This window comes from Ruegeria sp. AB8 (assembly GCF_056542605.1).
The window spans coordinates 1-13,164 of sequence record NZ_JBQGAB010000031.1 but is presented as its reverse complement, the minus strand read 5'-3'; the positions used below and the strand labels follow the sequence as shown (position 1 = coordinate 13,164).

At 52.4% G+C, this 13,164-nt stretch carries 11 protein-coding genes; 4 read left to right on the top strand and 7 right to left on the bottom strand.

Features of this window, described 5'->3' with window-relative positions; all coding sequences use genetic code 11:
• Nucleotides 1-346 precede the first annotated feature (346 nt).
• Nucleotides 347-1,348, top strand: coding sequence for an alpha/beta hydrolase (locus ACR0CG_RS21345; RefSeq protein WP_480527384.1), 1,002 nt, complete (start codon nucleotides 347-349; stop codon nucleotides 1,346-1,348).
• 824 nt (nucleotides 1,349-2,172) lie between these two features.
• Here the strand turns inward: ACR0CG_RS21345 and ACR0CG_RS21340 are convergent.
• Nucleotides 2,173-3,843 carry an adenylate/guanylate cyclase domain-containing protein gene (locus ACR0CG_RS21340; RefSeq protein ID WP_170756998.1) on the bottom strand — a complete coding sequence of 557 codons (1,671 nt, stop codon included), beginning with the start codon at nucleotides 3,841-3,843 and terminating at the stop codon, nucleotides 2,173-2,175.
• Nucleotides 3,844-4,281: 438 nt separating this feature from the next.
• On the opposite strand from ACR0CG_RS21340, the gene ACR0CG_RS21335 reads away from it, so the two are divergent.
• Nucleotides 4,282-5,556, top strand: coding sequence for an adenylate/guanylate cyclase domain-containing protein (locus ACR0CG_RS21335; RefSeq protein WP_170383386.1), 1,275 nt, complete (start codon nucleotides 4,282-4,284; stop codon nucleotides 5,554-5,556).
• 657 nt (nucleotides 5,557-6,213) lie between these two features.
• Here the strand turns inward: ACR0CG_RS21335 and ACR0CG_RS21330 are convergent.
• The 4 genes from ACR0CG_RS21330 to ACR0CG_RS21315 all read right to left on the bottom strand — a co-directional run bounded on the left by ACR0CG_RS21330 (nucleotide 6,214) and on the right by ACR0CG_RS21315 (nucleotide 8,503).
• Nucleotides 6,214-6,984: a DUF2182 domain-containing protein gene (locus ACR0CG_RS21330; RefSeq protein ID WP_170383384.1), complete on the bottom strand. Its 771-nt coding sequence runs from the start codon at nucleotides 6,982-6,984 to the stop codon at nucleotides 6,214-6,216.
• Between the two features lie 28 nt (nucleotides 6,985-7,012).
• Nucleotides 7,013-7,633, bottom strand: a complete 621-nt coding sequence (locus tag ACR0CG_RS21325) for a DUF1326 domain-containing protein (protein ID WP_170383382.1) — start codon at nucleotides 7,631-7,633, stop codon at nucleotides 7,013-7,015.
• A 232-nt stretch (nucleotides 7,634-7,865) separates the two neighbouring features.
• Nucleotides 7,866-8,063 carry a DUF1059 domain-containing protein gene (locus ACR0CG_RS21320; protein WP_480527381.1) on the bottom strand — a complete coding sequence of 66 codons (198 nt, stop codon included), beginning with the start codon at nucleotides 8,061-8,063 and terminating at the stop codon, nucleotides 7,866-7,868.
• 29 nt (nucleotides 8,064-8,092) lie between these two features.
• The gene (locus tag ACR0CG_RS21315; RefSeq protein ID WP_170383379.1) at nucleotides 8,093-8,503 is read right to left on the bottom strand and encodes a GFA family protein; all 411 of its coding nucleotides are present in this window, start codon (nucleotides 8,501-8,503) and stop codon (nucleotides 8,093-8,095) included.
• Between the two features lie 159 nt (nucleotides 8,504-8,662).
• Between ACR0CG_RS21315 and ACR0CG_RS21310 the strand changes: the two genes are divergently transcribed.
• Nucleotides 8,663-9,559: a LysR family transcriptional regulator gene (locus ACR0CG_RS21310; RefSeq protein ID WP_170383377.1), complete on the top strand. Its 897-nt coding sequence runs from the start codon at nucleotides 8,663-8,665 to the stop codon at nucleotides 9,557-9,559.
• A 55-nt stretch (nucleotides 9,560-9,614) separates the two neighbouring features.
• Here ACR0CG_RS21310 and ACR0CG_RS21305 read toward each other — a convergent pair whose 3' ends face one another.
• Together ACR0CG_RS21305 and ACR0CG_RS21300 are read right to left on the bottom strand one after the other, a co-directional pair.
• Nucleotides 9,615-10,847 (bottom strand): flavin-containing monooxygenase, encoded by a 1,233-nt coding sequence (locus ACR0CG_RS21305; RefSeq protein WP_480527378.1) that lies wholly within the window; start codon nucleotides 10,845-10,847, stop codon nucleotides 9,615-9,617.
• Nucleotides 10,848-11,067: 220 nt separating this feature from the next.
• Nucleotides 11,068-11,382: a hypothetical protein gene (locus tag ACR0CG_RS21300; RefSeq protein WP_170383373.1), complete on the bottom strand. Its 315-nt coding sequence runs from the start codon at nucleotides 11,380-11,382 to the stop codon at nucleotides 11,068-11,070.
• 407 nt (nucleotides 11,383-11,789) lie between these two features.
• Here ACR0CG_RS21300 and ACR0CG_RS21295 point away from each other — a divergent pair, with 407 nt between their 5' ends.
• Nucleotides 11,790-12,761 (top strand): adenylate/guanylate cyclase domain-containing protein, encoded by a 972-nt coding sequence (locus tag ACR0CG_RS21295; protein ID WP_170384165.1) that lies wholly within the window; start codon nucleotides 11,790-11,792, stop codon nucleotides 12,759-12,761.
• Nucleotides 12,762-13,164 lie beyond the last annotated feature (403 nt).

The window sequence follows — 13,164 nt, the reverse complement described above, 5'->3', positions numbered from 1 at the left end:
AGAGAAACGAACGTTCGCATCTGGCAAATACCACGGTATGCCGCACGCAAAATGAATGACCTTTTTGGGCTCGGTGCGGTCGGTTAGTCCGATTTGTGCGATCGACAGCTTCCGAAAGCTGAATGTCGGCGTATTCGGCCAAGCTGATGTAAACGCCAGATCATCTTGGTTTTCGCTATGTCTGCTTTAGGGAATGGGGCGCAGCTTGACCCGCCGCATTGCCGCAAGGCAGCTCGGAGCCCAGAGCGGACCATGCATCTGCCGCGGCGCTTAGAATTGACGCGGGCTCCATCTATGATTTACGGAATTCCAATGTCACCGGCAACAAAACCACGGAGCCATTGAAATGAAGCTTACGATTTTCGCCTTTGTGCTTGCGTTCATAGGAAGTAACTGCGCGTTGGCTCAGGGTAGTTATTACACAGATGGCTCCCCCTCTGTGGTGCAATACAGAGTTGAGACCGAAGTGGTCTTTGGCCACGGTGCAGTGCTCACCGACGGCCAGGAAGGCGTCAAGGAATTGTGGATGGACGTATATCATCCACTCGAAGAGACGGCTGGTCCGCGCCCGGCGATCATTCTGACCTATGGAGGCAGCTTCCACCGCGGCAATCCACGCATTCCCTACGTCGGTATTGGCGCGCAGACCACGACGATGAGCCAGTATGCACAGCGATTTGCCTCTGAAGGGTACGTTTGCTTCACAATCACGTACCGCGTCGCGCCGGACAATCCAGTGATTGCTCCTTACGAAGGCTTCACCGAAGATGATCTCGACGTGGAGTTTTTCAAATCGCAGGCTGCGATCACTCAGGTAAACATTATCCGGCGCCAGATGGGTCTGGAAGACGTGACCCAAGAAACCGTCGTACCGATCATGAAAAATGCGGTTATCGCTGCGGCTGAAGACCTCCGGAAAGCCATCCGCTATGTCAAGGCGGAGAGTGATACCTTCGGCGTTGATCCTGAGCGAATTGGGTTACTTGGCTTCTCGGCCGGGGCGGTGACGACCGTTAATGTTGCCTACGGGATGAAAGAGGATGTGGCGGCAATCGTCGTAAACTCTGGTTACCCGTCGGTGTTCGACATGGATCGGTTGCTGACGGACAAAACGGAGGTTCCGCCAGCTCTTTTCCATTTGGCTCAATTTGACTATGAAGTCGTTGAGACGGAACTAGTTCCGCTTTTTGGCAAACTTGATGAAATTGGCGCCCAGTACATCTTGTCGTGGGTTCCGTCACACGGGCATTTCTACCCCTCGGGCGCCTCCACGTTGACTAGCAAGGGTGAACGTTTGTCGGTTTTTCAGGGTGCGCTTAGCTTCTTCGCGGAACATCTCCGGAACTAACTCGTCACGAGCAAAACTCTCTGACCTTGCCCATCCAAATGGCAGCCAAGTCCGCAGAGCGGAAATAGATGCTGCAAATCTCGCTGCGCCGTGAACGAACGGCCGCTTTTCTCTCTGCGACGCGGCTAGCAATTTTGGCGCTCGGATTGCTGCATTTGCGAGCATCAGCACCGAAGTGCTTCCGGATTGGGCTCGAAGCCGTCATTGACGCAATCCCAACAAGTGTCTGCTCTGCGGACAAAGCAGACGGTTTGAGTGAAAGTACGCTCCAATTGTCCAGATCGCGACAAGTCTTTCCTAAGTTTGGAAGTTTGAGGAGTGGTGTCCCAAATGGTCTAAAAACACCAAACATTCCCGCAAAGGTTAAAAATGCGTGTTGTTGGATCGTGAATGTGCACTCATCTTGCCATCTGGGCCGTACAATCTCTGAAAAACACGATATCCTTATGCGATCAGGGCTACGAGTGCTAATTTTTAACCGTTGTTTTTGTGCGAGTTGAATATGGTAAACCTGAGTAAATGGAAGCTATTCCAAACAGAAAGTAATCTCTCCCAATATGTCTCAGTTGGGAAAAGCTCTCAAACACCTGTACGAGCTTTCTTTGAAATTGCTGGACCAGTTTTCGTTCTTTTAGTTTTGATTGCCTACGCCCTTTATAGTGCTTCTGCAGCAAACTATGCATCGGCCCTTATCTGAAGCCAGTTAGCTTCGTCTGAAATGCGAGGGCTCTGGGCGTTTGAAGAGGTTCCAGCGTCAACGGCTGCTTTGACTAGGGCAGACGTGGGCGGAAAACATGGCAGTGACCGTTTTGCGAACTAAGCTGTCATTCAACAAACCGCAGCACATCACCAGAACCAGGGGCCAACGCTTCTCTTAACCACAAGTGAGTGTCAGGCAGTATTGGTTCTTGGACGAAAAAGTTCTCACCGTCTTCTAGTTGAGCCGCCAAAGCTTTTTCTTTTCGGGCTTCATCGTGGTGTCCGAGTTGCCAAAGCGATAGGATAAGCAGCTTACGAAAGCCTCGAACGCTTGGCTTGAGGTCAATCATCTCGCGCAGAGTGGATACTGCTTCTTCGTAATCCGCACCACAATACTCTGCTACAGCCATTTGCAGTCTGCGGTACGTCCAGAACGGGTCATTTCGAAGTTCGGTACCCTTACGTATTGCGGCGGCTGCTTTCTGATACTCTTGAGCCAGAGTATATGCGTAACCCAGCCCTATATGCGCTTGCGGATAATTCGGACTGAGATTGTAACACGCCTTCGCGTCTGACATCACTTTAGTGGGGTCACGCTCGGTCAGGCTTCGAAACATGCATCTTGCAAAGAACGCGAAGTCGCTTTGCGGCAATAACTCGACGGCAAGATCAAGCGCACGCGAAAGCTCGTCCAAAGTTTCGCCTTCAACAGCTTCGAACCTCACTTTGTATCGCTGGAGCACTCCAATGGCCCACATACATTGGCTCATACCGTCCCTAGGGCTCAGGCGTCTGGCGCGGTCCATCACAGATACGCACCGTTCAAGATCCGGTATCGTGCATTCATAAAAGAGGCCTGCCGCACGGGTGCGCAGTTCTGAAACGCTTAGATTTTCATCTGGGATTTCACCAATACGGTTGTTGTCCAGTGAGTTGACGAACAACCGCAACTTTGCGTCAACTTCCCCAGCCACTTCATCCGTGAATGCAAAAAGATCAGTGGCTTCATCCTCAAAAACATCTGCCCAAACCGTTGCGGCGTCGTCAAGAAGCACCAGCGAGAGATTGACCCTTGCCCGGTTACCCGACCGGCGGAACCTGCCGCGAAGGTTGTAAGTTGTTCTTCCTGTCGTGCCGATGGACATGTCGCGCACCTTGATCCCCGTACGCCGGGACAATCCGTAGACAATCTGCTCGTGCAAATCCTCAGCGGCAGCCTTGGTTTCTTCGTCAGGCGGTGCGGCAACAAGCCTTTCAACTCCTATAGTAGGCACCTCGTTGGAGCGGCTGCTGACGGTTAATTTATCTGGCCGCCACTGGAAGCACTGAATTGGGCGAGGGATATTCTTTAGCTTGAAACTGCCCGCATCCGAGAAACCCGCGCATTGTTTTTCTGATAGCTGATTGTAGACATCGGCGGAAATTAGAACGCCCCCAGGCGGCGCCTCGGTCTGCAGACGACAAGCAATGTTTATGCCTGTTCCGTACAAGTCGGTTTCATCTTTTACGATATCACCCATATGGATGCCCATGCGCAGTCGAGTGTTCGGGTGTTCCGCAAGGCCGCTCTGCACTTCCAGAGCCGCAAGAACGGTCGACGCGGCATTTGGATAGGCCACAATCCAGCCGTCACCCATCCGTTTTAGAACTTCACCTTCATGCTTTGCGACAATTGGCTCGAAGAGTTTGTCACGCAATTCATGGACCAAGTCGATTGCAGCGCTTTCGTCCTGCGCCATCATTAATGAGTAATCCACCAGATCGGCTGCCTGAATGAACGCAAAACGGCGTGACATGTTGTTTCTGTTTCTCCCCAAATACTCTCAGGATGCCAATTTTGGGTCTCGCAGAATGGCGGGTCTCAACTCTTCGAGACTTACTGGTCATAGGGGCGTTGTCAAACCAAATGGCTTTAACGAGTGCGGCCGCTCTGGGCTCGAGGCAGACGTTCGCTCACCTACGCTCAATGACTGCATTGCGGACAAAGCGGCCGTTAGTTGCACCGCTGCACAGGACCTTGGAAAGAGTACTTTAGAGTTGAATAGTCACGTTTCTCTTTCGACTGTTGCGCCTGGCACTTTTTCGAAGCTCGAAAAATTAACAGGTTTTGGCCAATATCGCGAACGAACGCGCGTGAGAATTTTCAAACCCATCGCTAGAGAATTGAGCGTTCGAAGACAAACCGAATGACACGAGCCTTCGGCTGTAACAAGATGATGGTGGAGGTGTAAGTGATGGCGGATGTTTTCGATCGCATTGCAGATTGGCTGCAAAAGCTGGCCTTTTTTGATGCTGATCTTGGTGGACTAGTCGAGCAGTTAAGTAACAGGCTGATCGATGGTGGCGTGCCGGTCACGCGTGTTTCCTTGGGCCGCCTGATGATGCACCCTGTAATTGGATTGCTCGATGCAACGTGGGATGCATCGAACCATCGTATTGAATGGACCGTTCTTCCACGCAGCTCGGTAACGGCTGATCTCTTCGACAAAGCACCCTTCGGAGAGAATTCGAAATTGGCCAATGAGATTGCGAAACAGCACTTTAATGAGGAAGTTTGGGACTTGGCGGACGGACTTGCGAACGGCACAATCAAGTTTCCTTTCATGCGAGCAAATCTGACAGACCAAGCGACCCGTAACAAATTTCCGCTTTTCCGAAAACTCGCTGAAGCAGGTGTCACCGACTATGTCGTATGCAGTGCGCCATTCGGCAATCGTACCGTTGTCTTTGACGGAGAGATGGAGTGGGCTTTGGGCGCGTCTGTATCTTTTGCTACAAAACGTCGTTCTGGCTTCACAGCCCGTGAGGTAGATGGTCTGTCGCGGCTATCTTTGCCTTTGCTTGGTGCAGCGCGTGTATTGTCGGAGCAGTTCTTGGCAGCTGAGTTGATGGAGGTCTATCTAGGCAAGTTGTCCGGTCGATCCGTACTGAACGGTCAAATAGCCCGGGGAGATGTCAGCATAATTGACTGTGCTCTCTTGTTCAGCGACATGCGCGGCTCTACGGCTTTGAGCCAGCGCTTGTCATCGGAAAAATATGTCGCGACGGTCAACCAATTCTTCGATTGTGTCGGTGGGGCGGTACACGATCACGGCGGAGAGGTTCTTAAATTCGTTGGCGATGGATTGCTTGCGATCTTTCCTTTTGATGGTCAACGAAGACTACCCGAAGACATGTGCGAAGCTGCCCTGTCCGCGGCGCGTGAAGCGTTCCAACGGAATGAAGAACTTGATCCACTAGAACGTGCTGAATTTGGGGTTGGTTTGCACACTGGGGCGGCTGTCTACGGGAATGTTGGCACTGAAAAGCGCTTGGACTTTACGGTAACTGGCCCATCAGTCGCGATAGCCAGCAGGTTAGAGGGCCTGACGCGAAAACTGGAGGCGCGGCTTTTAGCAACGGGCGATTTTGTGAACTTGGTATCTGAAGAGCCGAAAAAAATGGGGCGGCATTCTTTGCGAGGTTTTGAGGAAGACTTAGAGGTCTTTTCTTACGAAATTTTCACATAACGCTCAATTGCATTAGGCGATTGGCAATCATTCGTTTAGGCGCGGGTACTGGAATGAAACCGGTCAGGTTTGGGCTCGAAACAGACGTCGGACTGCATTGGTTGGATGGCTGGTGCTATGTTCCATCGAGAACCCCTCAAGCGGTGTCTGAAACCTCGCGAGGCCGATTGACGCCTCTGAATACACGGTCTGCGCCTTTCAGAATATGTCCGGCAATGCACGAATTTGTAGCTCCAGACATGGATGGGCCAGCTCCAAGAGTGAATAGACTGTCGTTAAACTGTCATAAAAGCGTGACGTTCCTAGACTAGGGAATGTTTTGGTAGGTTGAGCTCCTCTGACTACCGCCCCGCGTCCGTCTATTGTCTGTTTATCGTCCATCCCCGGGCGGCGCGGGGCTTAGACGCCATCACCCGCACCAAAATCGACGACTTGAAGCCCATTAAGTTCGCATATCGATTTTAGGTGATCGATGTGAGTCATTGCCAACTCCAGAAAATCTGAATGGTCTTGCAACAGTTTAGCACACCAGTTCCCCTATTTCCGCTTAGGGTTCGGAGCGGAACTTAAACTCCCGCAGAAATTGCTTGTCCGGTGACGTGTTGAAAGTCGCTCTGATGTGGCATTTATCCAGCCTGTGAATGCACCAACGTTTCCTCAGGCGAGCGTGATCAGCCACCCGCCCCAGACAATCAAAACCACGCCCAATCCGCGGCTCAGAAACCGCCCGAATGGCAACGTCTTTTCTGCCAAAACTACGATTGTAAGTACGGCAACCCACGGCAGGTTCATGACGCCCAACACAAAAAGCAGCACCATCAGCATCCAGCAGCAGCCAAGACAGTAGGCCCCATGGTGAAGCCCCATCTTCGCGGCACCTAGGGTTCCCTCGCGCCAATGAGCCATCAAAAAACTCATGGGCGAGCGGCAATGCTCTAGGCAAGCGTTCTTGAGCGGCGTCCATTGGAACAACCCGGCAAGTATCAACATCACGCCGCCCACAGTCGGCGCAACCCTCCCCATCATTGAGGAAAGCGCGCCACCAGTGTGCAGCCACCAATTCAATACAGTCGCCACCAGCGAGAACCCCAGCCAAACCAACAGATACCCCGCCACGAAGCTGCCCGTTGGCACGAAGGGTCGCCCTGCCTCCTCCCGCTTCGCGCGGACCCGCTCGTAGATCATTACGGCGGGTGTAACCGAAGGCAGCATCATCGCGAACATCATCGCCGCCCACATGATAAGCATGAAGACAAAATCCGCGACTGACCACTGCATCATCATCGGCATGGCCATGTCGCCAACCATCGTCATCGAGGACGAACCAAGCCCGAGGTAAATTGTATAGGCCCACGCCAGCGCCGTGAGCGCGACTAGCGCTGCCAACACCAGCGCCCGATCTCGTCGTGCGACCCCTACAGCATTCATTATGATGGCCTAAAGATCCGGCCCGGCCTCAGCCGGCCCAAGCGACTTGTCCGACCACACCCGACCGGCCCGTCCAGGTCACGGGCATATCCGCGTCGTTCCAAGTGGTTCCTTCACTGGGGGCCAGATCTCCTTCATGCCCCTCATGCCCGAAGGCGAGGCTGAACGCGGCGTTCTGCAGTTTCATCTTGTTGCCGAGGTCATTGACTAGGCGACGGGATTTCATCTCGCCCACACCGGCCACGCTTGCAGTTATTTCGCCATCGGCCTCGGTCACGCTGATCCCGGCGCGTTTGGTCGGAAGCCAGGTCGACAACAGGCTTGCCGGCACCTCCATGCCGCCGCCGGACGCACCCTGCAAGATAGTCTCCAATGCCGCCGTCTGCGCATCGCTGGCGTTTTCGTCAATGTACACTCGCCCGGTGCCGTTGGCGTCGAACAGTGTCGGCCCGGGGAAATGCAATGAGACAATCGCGTTTTGGCCAGAAAGGTCCACGCCTTCATGAGAGCCCTCGCTAATGCGTATCAACAGGGACGTCGCGCAATACCCTTGGTCCAAGAGCATAAGGTCAGCTTGCCCGAACCAGCATGGGCAAAGCATGTTGCAATTGCAGGTTTCGACGAGTTCCCCTGAAACATTCCAAGACATGATTTCTCCTCCCATCCCACATTTTCCACGGAGGCATTTTAGCAGAAAGGCTGCTTTTCACCAATCAACCAGAAGGTTAACCATGTCTCCTCAGGGCACAGAGCTACCTATCCCTACAGCTTACATGATTGGCTGGTTGGCAGCCCAAGCCGGTCCTTCGCAACAAAGCCGCCATTCGTCACCAAGCGATCCAAACCGAAATATCATTGGGTTCGAAGCTTAACTGATTTGATCATGCTGGTTTTATCAATGTTCCCAGATATGCCCGAGTGTCGGCATCCCACGAGCTGGGGTCCTCTCCATGAGCGACCACCGCGTGGAGTTCCATGAGTTTCCATACTTCATCTTTGGTCGCTGCGATCACTTTGCCTGGGCAGGCATCCATGCCCTCGCAATCCTTGCAGGCATATGAAAATGCGGTGTTCATCATTTTCTCCTCTTTCTGGACGGGAAAGTTGATCAAAACTCAGGAAACGTCGGGAGACCGTCGTCGAGTTTTATCCATGGCTGCTGACGTGATACGAAGACGTGGGCCTTGGGTTGCGCAATCGAAGGGTCGTCCAACGTCACAGCAGAAAACCAAGCGTCAGCACTCCAGTCTTGGCCCTCAACTTCATTTATGGCTGCATAGGTCAACGTCGTTCCACAGTCCCGACAAAACCCGCGGCGAATACCCGAAGTTTTCTCAATGTGTTGGATTTCGCCTTTGACAACGGCGAAGTCTTCGGCGGCTACCTTAGCCCAAGTTCCAAAAGCGCCACCAAGGGCCATTTGGCATGAACGACAATGGCAATGTCCCGACCAGACAGGTGGTGTCGCGATCTGGTATCGAACAGCACCACAGTAACATCCACCTTGAAGTTTTTCCATCGTATCAAAATCTCCTGGCATGCGGCTAGGTTGACATCGGTACTAAAGCATCCGCTCCAATATTTTAGAACAGCAGCGCAGATTTCACTGTGAATAATGTCAAGAATGCCGATATCATGCGACTCAAATAGTCTAACTAAACATTAGAAAAACTACAGCATGGATTGGTTGCACCTTCCCCCGATGAACGCTTTGCGCGCTTTCTCGGCAGTTGCGGAAGCAGGAAGTTACACCGTGGCGGCTGAACGCTTGAATGTGACCCAAGCGGCTGTCAGCCAGCAGGTGAAATCGTTGGAAAGGCATTTGGGTGTAGCTCTAGTTGCCAGACGTGGGCGCGGCATTGAGTTGACAGAGCCAGGTATCATTCTTGCACGTGAACTGGGTATCGGCTTTGAAATCATTGGAAGGGGTGTCGAACGACTGGCAGAACACACAGCGCAGCGTCCCGTTCAAGTGACAATGTCACCAGCATTTGCGGTGGAGTGGCTATTGCCGAGAATGGCAGAGTTTCAACAACAACATCCAGAGATCACTTTGATGCTGAACCCAACTTCTGAACTGGTTCAGATAAAACCCGGTGGTATCGATGTCGCCATTCGGTATCACGATAGACGCATGCCAAGAAAAGAAGAGGATACTGTCCTTGTTTCCGACATGGTCGTGATTGGAGCACCTTCACTGGTGGAAGACCAAGATCTGCGCGACCCGGCCTCTTTAACGAAGCTGCCCTGGTTGCAGGAACTGGGCACCAACGAGGCGGCCGACTGGTTCACCTATCATGGGGTTGTTCCTGCCGAGCCATTGACCATAAATCACATGCCTGGAAACCTAATCATGACTGCGGTTCGCCGGGGTGACGGTATCACGTATTCTGCCAGAGCTTTTTTCGAGGACGATCTGTCAACTGGTCGGATGATTGAATTGTTCTCTGAGCCACTCTTCGGCGTCTATTACATCCAGACGCAAGCAGAATTTCAGCGTCCCGAGGCTAAGGTTTTCGTCAACTGGCTTATATCTCAGTCACAAGTCGTCTCGGCAAACACGTCCGAAAACTGATCCAGTTGCAGTTGGAAACCTTCGAACCAAGTTAGGCTCGAGGCTGTCGCGCACCTCATTTGTTCGAAGTGGAAATCAAGTGATCAACTACATACTCCGCGTCCTCGCCCACGCCATAAAACAGGCCAGACCCTTGTGTATGCATCCAATGCAGTCCGCAGAAGTACAGGCCTGCTATATCCGTAGTACCTCGCTCATATAGTGGATAGCCAGTTTCATCGAAGACTGGCAAGTCGATCCATCCAAAATCGCGGTGAAACCCAGTTGCGTATATGACGGTTGAAACATTTGCTGCAGCCAAGTCGAAGAACGGTGGTTCAGGTTTGGGCTGCCAGTTGATCGGGACAACAATCTCCTTGGGATCATCGAGTCCATTCTCCGCAACAAACGTGTCGATGCTCTCCATTTCCGCGCGACACACATCGTCCACTGCCTTGAGCGTCTTTTCAAGTCCGCCCGCCAAAATCAGACACCCGTCTTGAACACCCTCAACCTTGCTGTGTAGTTTGACCCCGTCGAGCGCCATCTGGCGCAGATCAATAATACGACCACCCTCTCGCCCAGAGAGATGTGGATGGGCTTTGAACCGGATAGCTGTCCCTTTGGGGTGGTCCTTTACCGCCATGTTCATGTACCCAGTCGCCAAGTCCCATTCAAAAATGTCGCGCCCCCTATAGCGACGTGGGATGCGGCCAGCACTGCCCACAGCGAGATGTACGTCGCGCCCGGATAAGTGCAGGTCCTCAGCGACCTGACACCCTGACTGACCACTTCCAATAATGAATACCGCACCATCCGGTAGGCTCGCTGAGTTGCGATAGTCACATGTATGTATGCCGGTAACCCTTTCGGGCAGATCGTAATGCCAACTTGGTAAATTCGGGTGTTGATGCGTGCCGACGGTGACGATCAAGTTCTGCGCTCTGATTTCGCCATCTGATGTGGTTAGTTTGAACCGACCCGGTCCTGCACTTGCCTCGATTCTAGCCACCTCGACGCCCCCTCGATAGGGCGGACCAAAACTGCTCGCATAGTCTTCGATGTACTTGACGATCTCATCGCGGAGCATGAAACCATCGGGATCATCCCCATCGTAATGGAAACCTGGAAGTCGGCAGAGTTTGTTAGGAGAGACCAGGCAGAACGAGTCCCAACGGTTACGCCATGTATCGCCAATCTGCCCGCGGTCCAAAACAACGTGATCATAACCAGCCTGCTTTAAGTGCCAGCTAACGGAAAGACCAGCTTGACCTCCGCCCACAACCACAGTGCCAATCAGGGTGTACATAGCAGCAAACCTCTCTATGAAACTCTATCGGCGACAGCTAGTTGCTTCAACGTATCAATATCCGCTCAGGGCTCAACGCGGACATCGTAGTCATTTGGTCAGATATCCGCTTATGGACGGATGGCAGACCTAAACTTGCGAAACGTGAATGTCTGCTATGCGTACTATAGGGGCGCTCAAAGAGGTCGCTGAGCAGCAAGATCGTTGTGAAATCGAAGGGCTAAGTCCAGGCGACAGCTGTTCCAACAAGAACTAGTGCCATCCCGGCAGCTTCTTTGACTGAGTACACCTCTTCGAAGAAAAAATGTGAGACTACACCCAAAATTATGACTTCAGCTCCCATTACAGCCACGTAAATCAGTCCCAGTTTTTCATGCCCCAGAGCAGCAACTTCGAATGCGCCAGCTGTAAGTAAGGCAACAGCGATTATGGTTGCCACGCCCAGGCTGGGTAGTGTCCACCATGACTTCATGGCGACCATAGCAATACAATAAAAAAGAGCAGATAGCAGTGCGAGTGCAGCAACCATGTTCATGATTAAATCTCCCTCGATACTAACAAAATATCAGAATGAAACTCGTTGAGATGTGACCTAATTCACAAAGCAAATTTCAAATTTGCAGGAGTCAAAACTACAGATATCGTCAGCGGCCTAATAGGACGGTTCGTGCTCGGTTTGGTCATTCGCCGAAACTTCGCTAGCGACCGCGATGCGGACAAAGCTGAAACTCGAAGCAAGCCCTAAGTGCGCCGGCGAGACGGAGCTTCAACAACTCTGTCTCAGGTCTGCATGGTCCAAGGTGTGCTTGGCGCCTCTACCATCTTCTTCCTTGATTACATGCTTGTGCGTGGGCAGCATAAAGGTGGTAGAGTTCAGTACGGCTAATTCCAGATCGACGAATTTACTTTACGCTTGTTTCGCCTGTGTTGGGAGTATCAGTTGTGGTCAAGGCTTCTCCTGAGATACTTGCTGTTACAGAACGCTGGTTTGAGGCGATCAGGACCCTAAATACGCACGTTTTGAAGGACTACCTTTCCGACTCGGTCGATCTCCGCTTCATTGGAACTGGCGAGAATGAGTTTTGGAAAGGTCAGGTTGTCCGCGATGGAGTCGGCGAATTCATCGGCGAAATGCCAGAGCCAGATGTGTGGGAAGTTCTCGAAGCCGAAGCCTTCGAGAACGGAGAGACGGGCTGGTCTGCTTTTCTACATCGGGTTGGGTTTCCCGGGCTTCGAGATGATTACATCGTCCGCACGGTGCTGGTGTTCGTCTTAGAGGGTGCGTCATGGAAGATCATTAATCGTCACGCCTCTCTTCCCTACCCAAATATAGATTTTGTAGGTAGCGAACAGTTGGCCATTCAAACTCTTGTGAAAGCTGCGCTCGAAGAAGGTCCGGAATTGCTTCAGGCAGAAGGTTTGGCCTCGGTGCTGTTTACTGATGTCGAAGGCAGTACGATGCTCGCGGCGGCCATGGGAGATCAGGGTTGGTCGGCGTTGATAGATCAGCATTTTCAGACTGTTGAGAGTATTGTCGCAACACATCGGGGGCAATTCGTGAAGTCGCTGGGAGACGGGACATTGTCCAGTTTCCAATCAGCGTCTGAAGCGCTTCTGGCGGCGATCAAAATACAGGAAGCCGTGGCTTTGAGCGATGTGGAACCGCGCTTGGGCCTACGAGTTGGCATTCATACCGGCGACGTTGTTTTGGCGCGTGGCGACTTCTTCGGAACCGTGGTCAACAAAGCGGCTCGCATAACTTCATCGGCCAATCCGGGTGAAATTCTTGTGTCGGATGTGACTAGAGCCATAGTTGGGGGAAATCACGAGTTCGAATTTGCGGCCGCACGATCTTTGGTCCTCAAAGGACTTCCAGATGATCACACAGTCTACCGTTTGCAATGGAGGCGATAGCTGCTCGCTGGGTATGACCTCGAAGATCAGCCCCGCCCCCGGGGGATAATTCAATCAAATTGCCCTTTTCGCGGAATGCCCTTGCAAAGTGAGCACACCCACTCCGCAGTTCCATCAATTGGCCTGCCCTTGCTCTTTAAATCACAGTGGGAAACAACCTGCTGATCGCGGCAAAAAGGACAGGTAACAAGGGCAAAGAAATCCGGAATATGGGTGACTTTCTTAGGTACGGGGTTGCAAACCATTTGGCACTCAACATTGAATTATTCCCTGTTGGCTATCACATATCGCCGTTTTTCTCCACGTCTGCTTTGGGCTCAAAGCCGTCATCCGACGGCATTAGCGATTAGACCGGTTTGTGGTTGCGAGCGGTCATTGGGGCCGCTCTCAGGATTGGTCCGAC